17 protein-coding genes and 1 pseudogene are annotated in these 18926 nt (G+C 41.0%); 14 read left to right on the top strand and 4 right to left on the bottom strand.

Annotated features, from left to right (window positions below; all coding sequences use genetic code 11):
* Positions 1-16 precede the first annotated feature (16 nt).
* The 11 genes from ABVZ64_RS01215 to ABVZ64_RS01165 all read left to right on the top strand — a co-directional run bounded on the left by ABVZ64_RS01215 (position 17) and on the right by ABVZ64_RS01165 (position 12080).
* Positions 17-532 carry a cell division protein SepF gene (locus tag ABVZ64_RS01215; protein WP_352399236.1) on the top strand — a complete coding sequence of 172 codons (516 nt, stop codon included), beginning with the start codon at positions 17-19 and terminating at the stop codon, positions 530-532.
* 15 nt (positions 533-547) lie between these two features.
* The gene (locus ABVZ64_RS01210; protein WP_352399235.1) at positions 548-835 is read left to right on the top strand and encodes a YggT family protein; all 288 of its coding nucleotides are present in this window, start codon (positions 548-550) and stop codon (positions 833-835) included.
* 15 nt (positions 836-850) lie between these two features.
* Positions 851-1642, top strand: coding sequence for a YlmH family RNA-binding protein (locus ABVZ64_RS01205; RefSeq protein ID WP_352399234.1), 792 nt, complete (start codon positions 851-853; stop codon positions 1640-1642).
* Positions 1643-1657: 15 nt separating this feature from the next.
* Complete coding sequence (locus ABVZ64_RS01200; protein WP_352399233.1) at positions 1658-2140, top strand: DivIVA domain-containing protein; 483 nt, start codon at positions 1658-1660, stop codon at positions 2138-2140.
* 267 nt (positions 2141-2407) lie between these two features.
* The gene (gene lspA, locus ABVZ64_RS01195; RefSeq protein ID WP_352399232.1) at positions 2408-2890 is read left to right on the top strand and encodes a signal peptidase II; all 483 of its coding nucleotides are present in this window, start codon (positions 2408-2410) and stop codon (positions 2888-2890) included.
* Position 2891: 1 nt separating this feature from the next.
* Positions 2892-3806 (top strand): RluA family pseudouridine synthase, encoded by a 915-nt coding sequence (locus tag ABVZ64_RS01190; protein ID WP_352399231.1) that lies wholly within the window; start codon positions 2892-2894, stop codon positions 3804-3806.
* Between the two features lie 19 nt (positions 3807-3825).
* Positions 3826-4755, top strand: a complete 930-nt coding sequence (locus tag ABVZ64_RS01185; RefSeq protein ID WP_352399230.1) for an aspartate carbamoyltransferase catalytic subunit — start codon at positions 3826-3828, stop codon at positions 4753-4755.
* Entirely contained in the window at positions 4752-6023 is a 1272-nt protein-coding gene (locus tag ABVZ64_RS01180; RefSeq protein ID WP_352399229.1) for a dihydroorotase, read from the top strand. The genes ABVZ64_RS01185 and ABVZ64_RS01180 overlap by 4 nt, the downstream gene beginning before the upstream one ends.
* Positions 6024-6045: 22 nt before the next feature.
* On the top strand, positions 6046-9609 hold the full coding sequence (smc, locus tag ABVZ64_RS01175; RefSeq protein ID WP_352399228.1) for a chromosome segregation protein SMC: 3564 nt from the start codon (positions 6046-6048) through the stop codon (positions 9607-9609).
* Positions 9610-10434: 825 nt separating this feature from the next.
* Positions 10435-11328, top strand: a complete 894-nt coding sequence (ftsY, locus tag ABVZ64_RS01170) for a signal recognition particle-docking protein FtsY (RefSeq protein ID WP_352399358.1) — start codon at positions 10435-10437, stop codon at positions 11326-11328.
* A 14-nt stretch (positions 11329-11342) separates the two neighbouring features.
* Positions 11343-12080, top strand: coding sequence for a suppressor of fused domain protein (locus tag ABVZ64_RS01165; RefSeq protein ID WP_352399227.1), 738 nt, complete (start codon positions 11343-11345; stop codon positions 12078-12080).
* A 412-nt stretch (positions 12081-12492) separates the two neighbouring features.
* On the opposite strand, the pseudogene ABVZ64_RS01160 reads toward ABVZ64_RS01165, so the two are convergent.
* The 3 genes and pseudogenes from ABVZ64_RS01160 to ABVZ64_RS01150 form a co-directional block, all read right to left on the bottom strand.
* Positions 12493-12552, bottom strand: a pseudogene (locus ABVZ64_RS01160) (hypothetical protein); the annotation flags it as partial.
* 222 nt (positions 12553-12774) lie between these two features.
* Positions 12775-13125: a cupin domain-containing protein gene (locus ABVZ64_RS01155; RefSeq protein WP_352399226.1), complete on the bottom strand. Its 351-nt coding sequence runs from the start codon at positions 13123-13125 to the stop codon at positions 12775-12777.
* Between the two features lie 20 nt (positions 13126-13145).
* Positions 13146-14072 carry a radical SAM protein gene (locus ABVZ64_RS01150; protein WP_352399225.1) on the bottom strand — a complete coding sequence of 309 codons (927 nt, stop codon included), beginning with the start codon at positions 14070-14072 and terminating at the stop codon, positions 13146-13148.
* 179 nt (positions 14073-14251) lie between these two features.
* On the opposite strand from ABVZ64_RS01150, the gene ABVZ64_RS01145 reads away from it, so the two are divergent.
* On the top strand, positions 14252-14482 hold the full coding sequence (locus ABVZ64_RS01145; protein WP_352399224.1) for a hypothetical protein: 231 nt from the start codon (positions 14252-14254) through the stop codon (positions 14480-14482).
* A 152-nt stretch (positions 14483-14634) separates the two neighbouring features.
* On the opposite strand, the gene ABVZ64_RS01140 is transcribed toward ABVZ64_RS01145, so the two are convergent.
* A complete protein-coding gene (locus ABVZ64_RS01140; RefSeq protein WP_352399223.1) occupies positions 14635-15681 on the bottom strand; it encodes a hypothetical protein in 1047 nt (348 codons plus the stop codon).
* A 378-nt stretch (positions 15682-16059) separates the two neighbouring features.
* Here ABVZ64_RS01140 and glyA point away from each other — a divergent pair, with 378 nt between their 5' ends.
* The gene (gene glyA, locus ABVZ64_RS01135) at positions 16060-17301 is read left to right on the top strand and encodes a serine hydroxymethyltransferase (RefSeq protein ID WP_352399222.1); all 1242 of its coding nucleotides are present in this window, start codon (positions 16060-16062) and stop codon (positions 17299-17301) included.
* A 163-nt stretch (positions 17302-17464) separates the two neighbouring features.
* A complete protein-coding gene (locus ABVZ64_RS01130) occupies positions 17465-18484 on the top strand; it encodes an aldo/keto reductase (protein WP_352399221.1) in 1020 nt (339 codons plus the stop codon).
* Positions 18485-18926 lie beyond the last annotated feature (442 nt).

The following is an 18926-nucleotide window of genomic DNA, read 5'->3' as shown; positions in this document are numbered from 1 at the left end:
AGGAGGAAGCAGACAAGTGGCTAAAATATTAGATAAAATGAAGGACTTAATGTTTGGCGAATACGAAGATGATGATTATTATGAAGATGAAGAATATGATGTTCCTGTAAGGGAAGCGGCACCCAGTTCTTACGGACTGCGAGAGGTTTCCAGAGAGACGGAGTATTCTGCACCAGCACCTCGTAAAACTACAACATCCAGGGCCAATCCTCAGGTATATAGTATTAATACAAATGTTCAGATGCAGGTAGTGATTATCAAACCTGGCTGTTATGAAGATGCCCAGGAAATTTGTGATCAAATTAAAACAAAACGTCCCGTTGTGGTAAACCTTGAAAAAGTAGAATATCCTGTTGCTCAGCGTATTATGGACTTTTTGAGTGGCACTTGCTATTCTTTGGAAGGTTCTATTCAGAGGGTTGCCAATAATATATTTATTATTGCACCGGAAAATGTTGATATTTCAGGTGATTTTAAAGAGGAGTTAAAAACAAAGGGAGTTATTCTTCCTTGGGTAAGCAGTAGTAGATAAGGATGGTAATGAATATTGGAAAATTTACAATTTTTACTGGTAAGAGCGGTAGACCTGTTTTTTTATGTGATGGAGCTTCTTATTTTTGGGCGAATCCTACTTTCATGGTTGCCCCTGGGGTACAATAACCCCATTGGACAGTTTCTTTACACAATGACAGAGCCTATTTTAGGCCCCTGCCGTAGGATGTTGGACAAATCTCCCCTGGGTGGTGGGATGATGTTAGACTTTTCCCCAGTGATTGCTTTGATTTTAATGATGCTTGCAAAGCAGTTGATTTTAGGGGCAATTATGTTGCTGTAAGAAGCGGGTGATTCTGTGAATAAGCAGCAGATGCTAAGAGGCATTCAAGATAGAGAGGAACGCCTACTTTTTGCTAAAGTGTTGGATCAGGTTGCGTTTGCATTAAAGCGCTATGAAGCACAGTATAGTGATTTTATGGATGTGGCGAAGTGTGCTCGGATTATGGAGCGATTAAAACACGCTGTTGACGTTGAAATGCTGGCTTTTGGTGGCGTGGAGGATGCAGAGAGGATGATGCTTGGCTTTGCGCCAAGAGAAATATGGATTGCTAAGGAGCATTTTCCCATTATCGCCCTGCAAATAGCACCAAAGAGTAAAAAGTTTGGACAGACGGATTTAAGCCATAGGGATTATCTTGGTTCTATCCTAGGTTTAGGGATAGAGCGTGGAAAGATTGGAGATATTTTGGTTTCTGAGGACGGAGCAGTGTGCTTTGTTGAAGAAGAAATGGCTGATTATATTCAAGCCAATCTAAACAAGGTTTCTAGGACTGTGGTGACTGTGAAGATGGCAGACAAGGCTCAGGTTTTTGCACCAAAATCCACAGAAATTCGCCGTGTTACTGTAGCCTCAATGCGCCTGGATGCAATTTTAGGCGAAGGGCTACACCTTTCTCGGGGAAAGGCACAAACATTAATATCAAGTGAAAAGGTAAGCGTCAATTGGTCAATTGTTGCCAATTCATCATACATATTGAAAACAGGAGATATGGTTTCGGCCCGAGGCTTTGGGAGGTTTCGCGTGGGTGAAATAGGCGGAAAAACCAAAAAAGATAGAGTCGGGCTTGAGCTGGAAGTGTACATTTGATAAGGAGGATTTTGCGTGATTACACCAAACGACATTGCTACCAAGGATTTTAAGAAGGTTGCTGTGGGGTACTCGCCTGAAGAGGTCGATACCTTTTTGGACGATCTTTATGAAGACTATGAAAAGATCTATAACGAAAGCTTGAAAGGAAAAGCTAAGGTTGACGAGGTAGATATACAAACAGAGCAATTTTCCAATTTACAAAAAACCTTAGAGCGAACTTTAACTTTAGCAGAGGCTGCTGCAGAAGAAACAAAGGCAGCTGCAAAGGCAGAAGGAGAATTGATTGTAAAAAACGCAAAACTTGAAGCAGAAGAAATTATTCAAAGGGCACGAACCAAAACCTATGAATTAGAGCAGGAACTGGCGGGGCTACAAACCCGTTATGAATTGATGCGTACAAGGGTAAAACTTTTATTATATGCTGAAATCGAACTGCTAGACAAAAACGAAATCCTTGCTGAAAAGGATGAGGAAAGAAAAGCAACTGAATATTAAGCCAAGAAAAGCGGTGGACAGAGATTATTTTCCCGAGAAGCCGCTTTTTGTGCGGTTTGGGGAATATTAAATTCTTCAGGTCACATGGGGCGACTAAAATAAGCTGTGACTAAGCATTTTTGCTGCCACGGCTATTTTGCATTTTACTGAGGAAGGTTTTTTGTCCCCTGTTATGCACCAAAAAAATCATGATTCTCATGGGCAAAGGATGCACTTTGGGACTAAAAATGTAAATTTAAACTTAAAAGAAAAAAGGATGAAGGAATTATGTGGTTAATACCTGCAATTGCAGCAGCAATTTTAATTGGCTTAGATCAAGCCACAAAACTTTTGGCTTTGGCAAATCTCAAGCCCATAGGTTCTATGGCTTTGATTGACGGCTTTATGGATTTAACTTTTGTGGAGAATCGGGGTGTGGCTTTTGGGATGTTTTCTGGGCAACGGTGGTTCATCTTACTGCTGACCGGTTTGATAACTGCCGCTTTGGTTTATTTTTATTTGAATCTGCCAAAAACAAAGGAGTATAAGTACGTACGGATGGCCATGGTGCTCATTTTTGCTGGCGCTATTGGGAATATGATTGATCGTATTTTCCGTGGATATGTTGTTGATTTTTTTGAATTCACATTTTTTAACTGGCCTGTGTTTAATGTGGCAGACATTTATGTAGTGATTGGTGTTGCTGTATTGGCATTTTTGATTATGTTTGTAATCAAAGATCCTGAAGAAGAAAAAAAGAAGGATGAATAATATGGAATATTTTACTTTTGGTGCTGAGCAGGAGGATGTTGGCTGTCGGATCGATATCTTCATTGCTGAAAATATGGAAGGCCTCTCTCGAAGTGGGGTACAAAGGCTCATTGAAGTGGGTCATATTCGCCTGAACGGTGGCGCTGTAAAGGCAAATTACAAGTTAAGGGAAAAAGACGTTATTGACGTGGAAATTCCTGAGGCAAAGGCAGTTGAAATTTTACCCGAAGATATTACTCTTGATATTTTGTATGAAGACAAAGATTTAATTGTAGTAAATAAGCCCCAGGGCATGGTGGTGCATCCGGCTCCCGGGCATACATCAGGAACTTTGGTAAATGCTCTTTTGTTCCACTGTGGTGATGAGCTTTCGGGTATAAATGGAGAAAAGCGTCCAGGCATTGTCCATCGTATCGATAAGGATACATCTGGGGTGTTGATGGTAGCAAAAAATGATGCTGCACACCGCTCCCTTGCGGAGCAGTTGGCAGAGCATAGCATCACCAGAAAATATAATGCCATTGTGTTTAATGGCTTCCAAGAGGAGGAGGGCACTGTGGACCAACCAATTGGCCGAAACCCATTGGATCGAAAGAAAATGGCAGTGACCCATAAGTATAGCCGTAGGGCAGTAACCCATTACAGGGTAATTGAAAAAATGGGAAATTTTACGTTGATTGAGGCCCAGCTAGAAACTGGTAGAACCCATCAAATTCGTGTTCATATGACCTTTATTGGCCATCCCCTTTTGGGGGACTTGGTATATGGCCCTAAAAAACAGCCCTTTAAAGTAGAAGGACAAGCTTTGCATGCCAGAGTTTTGGGGTTTATTCATCCCTCAACGGGTGAATACATGGAATTTGAGGCACCACTACCCGAAAGCTTTGAAAAACTATTGATGCGCCTAAAGGCTTAAAGTTTAGGAGGAACAGAAAATGCCGCTGATAAAAAAGGATTTTTTTGGTCTGAAGGACCTGTCTGCGGAGGACATTCGGTATATTCTTGGTACTGCAGAAACAATGAAATATATACTAAGTCAGAAAAATAAAACATCGCCCCACTTAAGAGGAAAGTCCGTTATTATTTTGTTCTATGAGGCTAGTGCAAGGGCTAAGCTTTCCTATGAACTTGCGGCACGACACTTAAGTGCCAGCGTGGTAGATATGACCAGCTCTATTCAAAACAAGGAGTTCGATAGCTTGGTGGATATGGGGCAGCTGGTTGATCAAATGGGGGCAGATTTTATTATTCTGCGCCATCCCATGGCGGGGGCATCTCAGTTGTTGGCAAGCACTGTTGACGCATCGGTTATCAATGCAGGGGATGGATTTAATGAAAACCCAGGCCAGGCTTTGCTGGATTTAATGACAATCAAAGAGCAAAAGGCCGGTTTTGAAGGATTGAAGGTTGCCATTGTGGGCGATTTAATTCATAGCCGTGTGTCTAAAAGTAACATTTGGGCATTGACCAAATTGGGGGCAGAGGTTCGTGTTTCTGGCCCACCCACTTTGATTTCACCAGAAATTGAAAAGTTTGGGGTGGATGTATATTATGATGCCAGAGAGGCAGTTAATAATGCTGATGTTATTTTAACCACTCGGATGCATAAAGATAGCCGAAATACTATGGTTTTACCATCTTTGGACGAATATAAGCGGTTTTTTCGCATTGACGAGGCATTGTTGCGCTATGCAAAAAAAGATGCCATTGTGATGCACCCTGGGCCTATCCGCCGGGGTATTGAGATTTCTGCAGGTGTGATTAACAGCCCTCAATGCATTGTGAATGATCAAATTGCCAACAGTGTTGCTGTTCGAATGGCAATTTATTATATATTGACTCAAATGGGGGGTGCTTTCCGATGAAAACATTGCTGAAAAACTGTCATATAATATCTCCCGGTTTCAAAGAAGATGAGGTATTCGACATTTATGTGGAAAATGGCATCATAGAAGAAATTGGAAAGAACTTGGAAATGCAGGATGTAAAGATAATGGATATTGGTGGAAATACTGTTTTGCCTGGGCTGATTGATATGCACTGCAATATCTGCGACCCCGGATTTGAATATTTAGAAAATATTGAAACTGTTTCTCGCAGTGCCGCAAGGGGCGGATTTACTACCATTACTTGCGAACCCAATACAGACCCAGTCATTGACAACAAAACGGTTGTGGAATATATCGTATCTAAGTCAAAGAATCATGCATTGGTAAATATTTACCCTTATGGCAGTATGTCTATGGGGTGCAAAGGCCAAGAAATGGCTGAGATTGGTGAAATGTATGATGCGGGTATTGTGGGGGTTTCCGATGGCGATGAATTTACAGATGAAGCATCTTTTTTGCGCAATGTCATGTTATATGTAAAAATGTTTGATATGCCTGTCATCACCCATTGTGAAGATAGAGGATTATCGGGCAACGGGGTAATGAATGCTGGGTTCACATCATCGTGCTTGGGCTTGGCAGGGATGCCTCGAGAGGCCGAAGAAGTTATGGTTGCCCGAAACATTATTTTGGCGGAAAACACAGGTGCCAGACTTCATGTTACCCATGTGAGTACCAAGGGCTCTGCTCAGTTGATTCGTGAGGCAAAAAAAAGAGGTGCCAGGGTAACAGGAGAGACCTGCCCTCATTATTTCCTTTTGACGGAAGAAGCAGTAGAGGATTATAACACATTGGCTAAGGTAAACCCGCCCTTGCGCACCAAAGAGGATGTGGAGGCAATCATAAAAGCTGTCTCTGACGGTAGCATTGACGTAATTGCTTCAGGCCATAGCCCATCTAACGAAGGAGACAAAAACAAAGTATTTTCCAGTGCTGTTTATGGAATTTCTGCTTTGGAAACAGCTTTTTCATTAAGTTATACGGGTTTGGTGAAAACGGGATTTATTTCCCTTTCTAAGTTGGTGGAACTAATGAGCACAAAGCCGGCTGAAATACTAAAATTAGAAAATAAAGGGAGAATTGCCAAGGGGAAGGATGCCGATTTAATAGTGGTTGATTTTCGTCAAGGATACCATATTGATCCAAAGCATTTTGCCTCCAAAGCAAAATTTTCACCCTTTGCCGATTGGGAAGTAAGGGGAAGGGTGATATATACCATGGTTGGCGGCAAACTTCTCATGTGATAGATGTAAACGAGGTGCAGGGATGTATTTAAAACGATTGAATTTGCAGGGCTTTAAGTCCTTTCCTGAAAAAGTGAAATTAGAGTTCAACCAAGGTGTGACCGCCGTTGTTGGCCCCAATGGAAGTGGGAAAAGCAACGTTTCTGATGCGGTTCGTTGGGTTTTGGGTGAACAAAGGGCAAAAAGCCTCCGTGGGGATAAAATGGAGGATGTTATTTTTGCGGGAACGGAAAACCGGAAACCCCTTGGCTTTGCCGAGGTTTCCATTACCATTGATAATCAAGATCAAAAACTGCCCTTGGAATATACCGAGGTTCAAGTAACACGACGAGTGTTTCGTTCGGGAGAGAGTGAATATCGTATAAACGGGACAGCGTGTCGCTTAAAAGACATACAGGAGCTATTTATGGATACCGGTGTTGGCCGAGAAGGGTATTCTATCATTGGACAGGGCAGAATTGATGAAATTCTAAGCGCAAAAGGCGAGGAGCGTCGCCGTATTTTTGAAGAGGCGGCAGGAATCGTAAAATATAAAACCCGTCGTAACGAGGCGGCTAACAAGCTGGAAAAAGAACAACAAAACTTATTGCGTGTGGATGATATTATTGGGGAGCTGGAAGTTCAGCTGGAGCCCTTGGAAAAACAAAGTGAAAAGGCAAATCGTTATTTGGCCTTTAAAGAAGAACTGAAACAGGCTGAGGTTGTGGCTTTTTGTAAGGATTTAGACCATATGGAGCAAGAACTGCTAAGCATAGTGAAAAATAAGGTGATTGCCCAGGAGCAGTTGCAGAACCACCTCTTACAAGAAGAAACTAGCAAAAATGCAGCTCAAGCTCTGAAAAATAAATCTGAAGAATTAGAAGCATTGCTGCAACAGCATAACCAAGAAATTGGCCTACTAAGGGAAGAAAAAGAGAGAAAAGAAGGAGAAATTCGCCTGGCTGAGGAGCAACGTCAAAATGATGTAGCAAACCTTGAAAGAATCAAAGGGGAGATTTTGCTAAAGCAGGCGCAAAAAGGAGAAAATGAAAACCAGTTGGAACTCTGCAATAGCCGCATGACAGCGCTGTCCATTGAGAAGGGTCACCAACAAGAAAAGCTTTCTCTGTTGGAGGCAGAATATGCATCCTTAAGTTCAGCCGTACACCGTGATGAATCACAAGCGGAAAGCTTCAAGGATGAAATTTTTGAACAGATTAAGATGAGTACTGAGGCAAAAGGTGAAATTGCAAAACGTGAAGCATTAAAAGAACAATTTTTAGGCCGAATGGAACAATTGCATACTGAAAAGGGTCATTTGGAAAGTCGTTTGCATCAGCTTGAGGTACATATACAGGTTTTGGAAAAACAAGAAAATGAAATGAGAGAAAATATCACTTTCATGGAACAAGAACTCCTTGCTTTGGAGCAGGATAGGGTAGAGGCGCAAAAGGAAAAAGATGGCGCACAGGTACTTTTATCCAAAGGAGAAAAGAATTTTTCTGAGATTCAATCTCGATTATCGGTTTTAAAAGAGATGGAAAAAGAAAATGAAGGGTTTTTCCATAGTGTAAAGAGTCTGTTGAACCTACCCGATAAAGAAAAACGTGGTATTTGTGGTGCTGTTGGACAATTGCTTAAAGTGGATGAAGCTTATGAGGTTGCTATTGAGGCGGCTTTGGGTGGAGCTTTGCAAAATGTTGTTACCAAAACCGAGGAAGATGCCAGAGAGGCTATTGGCTATTTAAAAAACAAAAACCTTGGTAGGGCGACATTTCTACCCATTTCTGCAATCAAAGGCCGTACCTTTGAGGGTAGACCTGCCATTTTGGATGAAATAGGCGTAATTGGCACTGGCCATCAGTTGGTGGGCTTTGAGGAGATTTACCGTCAGGTGGTTGAAAACCTGTTGGGTCGAACGGTTATTGTAGATAACTTGGAGCAGGCAGTGGTCTTGGCCAAGAAATATAAGCATCAGTACAAAATGGTAACCTTAGATGGAGATATTTTGAACCCTGGTGGTGCTATGACCGGTGGTTCCAAGCAGAAAAAAGCTGCCCATATTTTCAGCCGAAGCAGAGAAATACACACGTTGCACGAAAATATGGATGAGGCAGGCAAGGTCGTTAAAGAATTGCAAGACAAGCTGGCTCTACTCCAGGAGGACATGGAGGACATTGAAGAGCAAATTGTGGAAAAAAGGCTGGGACTGCAAAAACTGACAGTTACCCTGAGTGGTAGCCACGGGGATAAGGAAAAAACGGAACGTGATGCAAAAGAAAGCCAAGAACGTTTGCATTTGGTTCTTTTGGAAGAGAGTCAGTTGAATGAACAGCTTCAACGGGCTGAAAAAGATATAAATGATAACCAACAGACTCTTTCCCTCTGCGAAAAAAGAATGGCAGAGGTTAGTGAAGAACTTGGTAAATTCCAGGATACTTTAACGGATGATAAGGGCAAGCGTGATGCGCTGATGGAGGAAATAACAGGGCTTAGGATAGCCATCTCCAAAAACAGTCAGAGTATTGGAAATATCGAAGAAACAAACTTGCGTTTGAAAACAGAGAATCAAACCCTTTTGAAACAAATCAATGAGGATGAAGAAAAAATTCTGTCTTTCATGGAAAGCATTGAAATGAAAGAAAGCCTGAAGCGGAAGCTTCGGGAAGATGCAGATGGGTTAGGACAAAAAACCACAGCTATGCAAGAAATGCTGGGCAAGACCACAGAGCAAAGATCACAAGTTAGCCAAGAGGCTGAAATCCTAGAAGAAAAGGCAATGGGACAAAGAGAATCTGCAAGGCTGATGGAAAACGAATTGTTCCGCATGGAAACAAATCGAGAGAAGATAGAAGAAGAAAAAATCCGCATTACAACTCAGTTATGGGAAGAATATGAAATGACCCATCGCATGGCAAAGGAATATGCCCAAAGTAGGCAAGGTCGGGAAGTAGGACGTACTGTAAAAGAGATTAGAGCACAAATTCGTGGTTTGGGTGATGTAAATGTGGGTGCTATTGAGCAGTATAAAGAAGTAAAAGAAAGATATGCTTTTTTGACACAGCAGCGGGCTGATATATTGGAGGCAGAGGAAAAACTGAGAGGAATTATTGATGAGCTTTCTATTTTAATGGAGAAGCAATTTAGGGAGCAGTTTGCAGTGATTTCTGAAAACTTTAGTCGTGTATTCCAAGAGATGTTTGGCGGCGGTAAGGCATATTTGAAATTGGTTGATACGGAACGGGTGTTGGAATCTCCTATTGAAATTGTGGCACAGCCCCCGGGGAAAAACCTACAAAATATGCAGTTATTATCTGGTGGAGAACGGGCATTGACGGCAATTGCAATTTTATTTTCTATTTTGCACATGAAGCCATCGCCCTTTTGCATTTTGGATGAAATTGAAGCTGCATTGGATGATGCAAACGTAAGCAGATATGCTCAATATTTAAAGAAGTTCTCAAAAGATACCCAGTTTATTGTAATTACCCATAGAAAGGGAACTATGGAGTATGCTGATGTAATGTATGGCGTAACCATGCAGGAAAAAGGGATATCGAAATTGATTTCAGTTGACTTTTCTGAGGAACAAAAAGATGCTATGTAGAAAAGGAAAAGTTTGAATTGGTAACATAAATTTTACAAAAACCCCTAGCAGAAAATGAATGCTTTCATAACAGGGCAGAAAAAAAGAAAAATGGTATAGAGGTGAAAACAAATGGGATTGTTTGATTTTTTTAAGAAAAAAACTAAGGATGAGCTTTTTGCTGAAGAAAAAGAAGAGGGCGTAATTGAGTTGGAGGGTATTGAGGTGGAAACACCCCAGGAAAACACCCAAAACTTTGTTTTAGAAGTAGAAGATGGTGTTGATAAAGCTGCAGCGGTGGAGCAGGCGGTGGGCAAGGCCATGGGTACCGAGGAAATCCAAATTTATAGAGCAAGCGACGATACATTGTATCAAGAAGTTCAGCATAAGGAAGGACAGTGTATTCCAGAAGAAAGTGTGGATGAGGCGGAGATAGAAATCACCTTGGACGATGGAGAAGCCTTTGTAGTGGAAGACGAAGTAGAGGGAATCGCCTTTGTTGAGGAACTTTCCCACCTGGCGGCAGAAATGGCGGAAAAGCCAAGTGGAGAGGAAGAAATTCTCGTTACAACAGTAGAGGGCGATTGCTTTGTGGAAGAAGATACAGACGAGGGAGAATCTTTTCTGGATGAGTTGACTGAGGCTGTTACTCATTTTGTTGAAGAAGCTGTGCAAGAAGAAAATGGGAACATGGAAGAGGAGCAAGCTGACATAGAAGCACCCCAAGAAGCAGAAGATTTTGTTGAAGGGGCGGCTGCTGACGAGGTATCACAAGAAGAATCGGCTGAAAAGACCACTGTAGAAGAACCTGTACAGGAAGAAAAGAAGTTTGGATTTTTTGCAAAGTTGAAGGCAGGTTTAGACAAAACTCGTAAAAATATTATGGGTGGTGTTGATGCTGTTTTAGGGGGCTTTACAAAAATTGATGAAGACCTTTTTGAAGAGTTAGAAGAAGCGCTGATAATGGCGGATATGGGCGTACAAACTACTATGAATATCGTTGAAAATTTGCGTAAGCGAGTGAAGAGAGAGCATGCAACAGACCCAGCGCTCATCAAAGGTATGCTAGCAGATGAAATTACAGCGATATTATCCGAGGGTGTTCAAGAAGAAGAAACATTGCCAAACCCTTCTGTTATTTTAGTAATTGGTGTTAACGGCGTTGGCAAAACCACAACCATTGGTAAGTTGGCAAGCCGCTATAAAGGCGAGGGGCGTTCTGTTTTGCTGGCGGCGGCGGATACCTTCCGTGCAGCAGCCATTGATCAGCTAGAGGTTTGGGGACAGCGCTCTGATATTGAAGTAATCAAACAGGAGGAAAACTCTGACCCTGCGGCAGTAGTTTATGATGCTGTTCATGCGGCAAGAAACAAAAATTATGACCTTTTGATATGCGATACTGCTGGACGTTTGCACAATAAGAAAAATTTGATGGAAGAGTTACGCAAGATTGGAAAGGTTATTGAAAGGGAACATCCCAATGCTCATAAAGAGGTATACTTGGTGCTGGATGCAACAACGGGGCAAAACGCATTGCAACAGGCAAAGGTATTCCAGGAGGTTGCAGGTATTACAGGTATTATTTTAACGAAACTGGATGGAACGGCTAAAGGCGGTATAGTAGTGGCAATTAAGAGCGAACTGCAAATCCCTGTACGCTACATTGGTGTTGGTGAAGGTATACAGGATTTGCAAAAATTTGATGCCAGAGAATTTGCGAGAGCATTATTTGGGGAATAAGGAGAAGTTTTATCATGGAAAATCAAAAAAATGTTTCGGAATTTTACTATAAGGAACCAATGGCACCTAAGAAAAAAAGACCGGTGCATACCACACCTTATGATAAGGATATTGACAAACATATGAAAGCGTTATTTCCTAACCGAAAGGAAAGGGTTTTCTACGAGCAAAGCTCAGAATTTTTACAAATAGATGTACATTTATTAGAAGCACCTACAAAGAAAGATTTTCATGTGCTTTATACTGTGGGGATGAGTGCCCTGCCAATGACTTTACCACCAGATTTACTGCCACAATATAAGGATTTGGAGCGGGCAGAGCTGATGCTTTTGCTTCCAGCGGAGTGGAATCTTATGGTACCTGAGGATGGCAAGGTGGATAATCGCCTATGGTGGCCAGTGAATTTGATGAAGTATTTGTCCAGATTTCCCCACGAATTGAAAACTTGGCTGGGCTGGGGGCATACCATCCCAAACTCTGAGGCATATGAGCCTTATGATGAAAGCACCCAACTGTGCGGTGTAATGCTAGGGGCTTTGCAAGAGGAAATCAGTGTTTTGCGAGGCAAGGATGAAACACAAGTGAACTTTTACACCTTAATTCCGTTATATAAAGAGGAAATCGACTTGAAACAAAATGAGGGAACAGAAGCTTTGGTGACGAAGTTATCGGAGTTAACTGGCTTTGGAATGATTATTTTTCCAGACAGACCAAATGTTGGAAAAATCGTACCCAAGGAAACTTTTTCATAAGGGACAGATTTTTTTATAAAGTTAAAAAGGGCTTCAAAGTAACTTGACTTTGGGCCCTTTTTTGGTGCAAATTATTTAATCTGCTAATCTCTTGCCGCATTTTGGGCAGAAAACTTCTACAGGTGTTCTTAAATCTAGGTGTTTTTTGCAGAATGGGCATTTAAAGTGGATACCATCATAAATTAGGGTTCCCACCACAAGGAATAGGCCTAATAAAGAAATAAAGATAAACGTATCCTTGAAGCAAAGAAATCAAAAAGAACCTCCAATAATACCTAACCAAATTATGATTCTAAGCTTTTTTAGGTTTTTTATTGTGAATCACCTCCTAATAAAACAATACCTTTGCGATCACTTTTTCCAAATAAAAGAATTGGTGTAGGAAAGTATTTCTTAAGAAAATAAAATATTTTTAACGGCTACTAAGTGCACCACCGCTGTTACTTTTTGAATTTGAAGTAAATAAAGTGGAAGGACAAGGGCAGTTTCATCTCATACCTTTTGGAGTAGGAGAGTATTTGACCTTTAGGGAAATAGGGATTATGTAAATGTAAATAGAGCGAATAACCAAAGCTACCCGCTCAAATTTTCAAGAGTTTTTTGCCCTTAAAAGAACCATTTTTAGATTTTCAGTGGCCAGGCGCACCTTTTTATGAAGAAGGTTTGCCAAATGTATGTGGCCTTTGATTACATTTTATTTTGCTTCTTCATTGAGAATCAGTGCAATCATCTCCATATCTTCATCGGTATTATTTTCAATGGAGTGCCACTGACCAACTTCAATCAGACAAACGTCGCCAGGATATACGGTTGTTTTGGAACCATCATTATCGATGAAGGTTCCCTCTCCTTTGATAATTGCATAGGGCTCTGTATTGCCAATATGCTGATGCCAGCCAATGCTGCTGTGAGGTTTTAAAATAACACGAGCATACATACCACCATGACCCATCATTTCTTCTTTTTCTAAGAAGTGATGAATTTCCACGGTGCCTTTGCCATCTCTTAAGCCTTCCACTGATACGATTCTTTCTTTTCTTACCATAATAATTGTACTCCTCTCTTTTATGAAAAAGTTCGTTTTTCTACACCCCTTAAATCAAAAATTGGGGTGTAATCAGAAGTTGCTGAACTTCTTTTTTGCGTAAAGCCGTTTTGTAAGCCGATATTTAAAAAATATTCCGTAACCTTTTGATATTCAAATGTTGTAAGCTTACGGGATAAAGGTTTGATTGTTTTTGCGCGATGCATGGGGGTGTATTGGTTCAGTAGGGAAACATAGGTGTTTTCACCTAGGTTGGCTTTTATCCAGTCTAACACGTTGCAACTGTCTCTATGGTGAGATGGAAGAACCAAATGGCGTATAATCAACCCTTTTTGCATCATTCCATTTCCATCTAAAATATCTTGGGGAACCTGTCTTCTCATTTCCAAGATGGCCTGTGCAGCGATTTTGGGGTAGTTGGGGGCAGAAGAGTATTCCACTGCAATTGCTTCATCCCAATATTTGAAATCGGGCAAATAAACATCAATCAGCCCGTCCAAAAGACGAAGCCCCTGCAAAGTTTCATATCCATTGGAGTTATATACAACGGGGATATGCAAGCCGTTGCTTTTTGCAATGGAAATTGCCATGGCAATTTGAGGTATAAATTGAGTGGGTGAAACCAAATTGATATTATGCAAGCCTTTTTTCTGTTGTTCTAGGAAGATTTCTGCCAAACGTGTAACGGGTATCTCCATTCCAAAACCATCCTCACTAATCTGGTAATTTTGACAAAAAGCACACCGCAAATTACAGTGGGAAAAGAAAACGGTACCTGAACCTCTTGTACCACTTATGATTGGTTCCTCCCATAAATGGGAGCTGACCAATGCAATTTTTGGAAGTTCTCCGCTTTGGCAAAAGCCTTTTTGTCCTTGGAGCCGGTTTATATTACAATGTCTTGGGCAGACGTTACAACGGGACAAAACCCCTTCATATTGATCCATATGTAAAACCTGCTTTCTGCCTACCCCTATTGATTAAGGTGGGCAATTACCCAATAGAGGTTCGTTTATTTTTCTATATGATACCACGATTAGAAACAGTTTCATATAGAAAAATGCAAACTCTTGTGATAAAATGCAGTTATAAGTCGAAATGAAAAGAAAAATTGGGGGGCGAAGAAATGCGGGAATTAGGGATGGCAGTTCAAGAAAACCATGTGCTTACAAAAGTGGTTTGTAATTGTTGTGGTAAGGAGATACCCCTGGTTGGCGAGGGCATTTGGGAAGAGTATTTTCATGGTGAAAAATCCTGGGGTTATTACTCTGAGCAGGATGGCCGAAATGACTCTTTTGATCTATGCCAAGATTGTTATCATAAACTTATAGATGGCTTCAAAGTTAAGCTGCTTTAAAGGGGGAGAAACATCCCCTTACATAATCATAGCCCCTTGCCCCCAATGGGGCTTTTTTATTAGTTGAAAAGCGGATAATAGGTAATTGTGCAAAAAGAATCCCCGACCGAAGGTCGGGGAAGATATAGAGTGATTTGGTGAGGTCAAAAAGATTATCTGCAACCGCAGTTGTTATTGCAGCCACAGTTGTTATTGCAGCCACAGTTGTTGTTGCAACCACAGTTGTTGTTGCCAGTATTGTTGCCAGTATTGTTGCATCCACAAGCTTTATCAACTTCGCAGTTCGAAGAACCGAAAGTAGGGCCAAAACCACAGCAGGACTTAGATTCTGCAGAAGGAGAGAACATATCAAGAGGGAAACGCATAGATTCAAAGTTACCACAAGGATCTCCTGTGGAAGCAGTAGATGTGCAAGATTCAGGTAAGCATCTACCTAAAGATTCTACCAGCATATTTACTGTGCGGAACAATTTAACGATTGTAAACAGACCGATTGTAACATTAACAGCAACAGGAGCACCCATTGTCATGTCGCCACAGCAACCATCGTTGCAGCCACATCCGCCACCGCAGCCACCGCAGCCACAGCCACAACCACAGCCACAACCGCAGCCACAGCCACCGCCGCAACCAGGATACTTCAGGTCTGCAGCCAATGCTAAAGCTTTGCCTTCGGCGATAACGAAAGGACCACCCTTGGAGTTGCCACAGCAGTCAAACAGATCAGTTGCAGTTGTAACATCTGCTTCGGTAGAGCCAAACAGAGTTACTCTTAAGTTATAGCTGTTTGTAGCATCGATGCAACCGATGATACAGCCATCTGCACGACGGAATTCCAAAGTATATTCAAAAACATACTTCAATTCGATATCCCAGCACCCTTTCTGTAATGGATTGGGTTTTTTGCGGATAATTTCGATTTTCTTAAGTTCCAAATCTTTGATAGATACATCAGCAGCGTTGCAAGGAGGAACGATGATATCTCCCTCGCAAAGCATTTCGTTACAGCTGGGAACTGGATTCTTTGCAGCTCTTGCAGGTCCTAAAATGTCAGAAGTTAAGCATTTTTGAATACGGCATTGGTCGAAGATTTTTTGCGCGATGATGCAAACCTCGCCTTTGTCAGAATTGGAGCTACATCCACATCCACAGTTTCTTGCACTGAGTTCAGTATTGTAATCAAATTCAAAAGCTCCCATAAGATTGCCTCCTTTGAGTTGTTTGTTGTTCTTCTATATAGTATGTAGAGGGTGAAAATGGGTGATAGGGGTAGAATAAATTTTGTTGGTAGTTATGTTTATCTTATATAAATGGGGTTAGGAATTTTAACTGTATTTATTACAAGCACATTTGTTTTTTTATCTATTATTCCAAATATGTTTTTTGTCTTATAAATGGTATACTCTGGTTATACTCTTTTAGTAAATCGAACAGTTATTTTTACCCCAAAAGAGCAATAATGATCTCATTTGGAATAATTGTATTGGTTTAAGGTGTTGAAAGTAGCGTTGGATGAGGGTACAATGTAGGTGGAGTCATATGAAGTAACCTGTATGAAGCGAATAGGAGGAGAACCAATGGGATTAGAATTTGAAGAAATTAAAAGCGTTGATGTGCAGGTGGCACAGGCGATTGAGGCGGAATTAGAACGCCAACAACATAATATTGAATTAATTGCATCAGAAAATATTGTTTCTAAGGCAGTTATGCTGGCGATGGGTACTCCCTTGACAAACAAATATGCAGAAGGCTACCCTGCGAAGCGTTATTATGGTGGCTGTGAAAAAGTTGATATTGTTGAAAACTTAGCTAGAGAAAGAGCAAAAGAGTTATTTGTTTGTGATCATGTGAATGTACAACCACACAGCGGTTCTCAGGCAAATCAAGCTGTTTATTTTGCAATGTTGCAGTATGGCGACACTGTGATGGGCATGAACTTAGACCACGGCGGTCATTTGACCCACGGAAGCCCTGTAAATCTTTCTGGTAAATACTTTAATTTTGTTGCCTATGGAGTAGACGATAATGGCTTTATCGATTATGAAGCATTTCGTGCCAAGGCTTTGGAAGTAAAACCTAAAATGATTGTTGCTGGTGCTAGTGCATATGCGAGAACTATAGACTTTGAATTTATGGGCAGTGTAGCAAAAGAGGTTGGGGCATATTTTATGGTAGATATAGCCCATATTGCAGGTTTGGTTGCAGCGGGCTTACATCCTTCTCCCGTGCCTCATGCTGATTTTGTTACAACCACAACCCACAAAACATTGCGTGGGCCACGTGGCGGTATGATTATGTGTAAGGAAGAATATGCACAAAAGATTGACAAAGCAATTTTCCCTGGTATCCAGGGGGGACCTCTGATGCATACAATTGCGTCTAAGGCAGTATGCTTTAAAGAGGCATTGGACCCTTCCTACAAGGAGTACATGGCGCAGGTAGTTAAAAATGCTAAGGTTTTGGCTGAAAGCCTGAAACAAAATGGTGTTGACATTGTTTCGGGAGGCACAGACAACCACTTAATGCTGGTTGATCTACGTGCATTAAATGTTACCGGTAAAGAAGCAGAAAAGATGCTGGATGAAGTTGGAATTACAGTAAATAAAAATACCATTCCCAACGATCCACAATCTCCATTTGTAACCAGTGGCATTCGAATTGGTACTCCTGCTATTACCTCTAGAGGGATGGTAGAGGAAGATATGAAGGAAATTGCAGCGGTGATTGCCATGGTTTTAAAAGATTTTGAAGGAACAAAGGAAGAAGCTACAAAGCGTGTTAGAGCGTTGACAGATAAATATCCAATTTACGAAGACTAAGGGCAATGTGAATGAAAAGAAGTCTCCTCACCAGTTTTATTGGTGGAGGGGACTTCTAATATATTTCCTGAAATACTGAAGGGATTCTAAGGAGTATAAATAATTTTGTTGCATTCGATTAATTAAAAGGAACAGAAGGATTTAGAATACAAGGGGGAATTGCATGGAAAAAATAAATTTGGGAAAAACAGGGATTGTCGTAAGTAAAAATGGATTTGGTGCTTTGCCGATACAACGTATTGGAATGGACGAAGCTGCCCTTTTATTACAAAAGGCTTATAAAAATGGGATTAACTATTTTGACACTGCAAGAATGTATAGCGATAGCGAGGAAAAAATCGGATATGCATTGAAGGGCGTAAGGCAAAGCATTTATATTGCTACTAAAACAGAGGCCGTGACCGTCCAGAAATTCTGGGACGATTTATACATTAGTTTAGAAAAATTACAGACTAACTACATTGATATATATCAATTCCATAACCCACCATTCTGTCCAAAGCCTGGGGATGGCACTGGCATTTACGAGGCTATGCTTGAAGCCAAGGAAAAGGGGCTTATTCGCCATATTGGCATCACAAACCACCGTTTGGCAGTTGCTCTGGAGATTATCGAAAGTGGATTATATGAAACACTTCAGTTTCCTTTTAGCTATTTAGCCACAGAGCAAGATATTGACTTGGTGGAAAGGTGCCTGAAAGCGGATATGGGATTTATATCCATGAAGGCTTTATCTGGTGGTTTAATTCATGATGCTGCTGCGGCATATGCATTTCAAGCCCAATATGATGTTTTACCAATATGGGGCATTCAAAAGGAAAAAGAGTTAAATGATTTTCTGAGTTTTCAATTGACACCTCCCCAAATGTCGGAAGAGATTCAGTCTATTATTAAAAAAGATAGGGAAGAACTAATGGCAGATTTTTGTAGAGGCTGTGGTTATTGTATGCCATGTCCTGCAGGTATCTCTATAAGTATGTGTGCTAGAATGTCTTTGTTATTACGGCGTGCGCCGGCTGCTGATTATTTGACCCCTCAGTGGCAGGAGAAAATGAACAAAATTGAAGATTGCTTACATTGTGGACATTGCAAATCGAAATGTCCCTACGGGTTAGACACACCAAAGTTATTGGAAAGCAATTGGAGGGATTATCAAGAAATTTTAGCTGGCAAGGCTATCTAATTTAAATTCAGAGGGCGAGGGGCAATTGTTTGTTTTTATGGGTATAGAGTGACTTGAAACATGGAAAAACGATCCGGTTGTTTGATTTAATGGGAAGTATTGATAATGGGAGAGATAGCCGACACGGCCTTGACGAGAGTATTTTGTAACTGATCTGTGACTGTGGAAGAACTGTATGTTAGGGCGGCACAAAGGGGCTGAGGCAAAGAAATTTCAAAGTTGATTTCGAAGGATGTATTTAGACCTAGGGAAATAGTGGATTTTTCCCCAAGGATACACTTATATCCCGTCTGTTTTAATAGATAAGGGAACATGAAAGCTTGAATACTTGTTAAAGTTGACTTTCTCCACCCTCAAGGTCTCTGCGAATAATGTAGAGACCTTTTTTGCTTTTGAAGTCTGAATGTGATATAATAATTTAGATTAGGCTGAAAAAAGGAAG

It is taken from the genome of Anaerotignum sp. (assembly GCF_040307045.1).
Lineage (GTDB): Bacteria > Bacillota > Clostridia > Lachnospirales > Anaerotignaceae > Chakrabartyella.
Note: the sequence above shows the minus strand (reverse complement) of the source record. Positions and strands in the feature narration are given on the sequence as shown.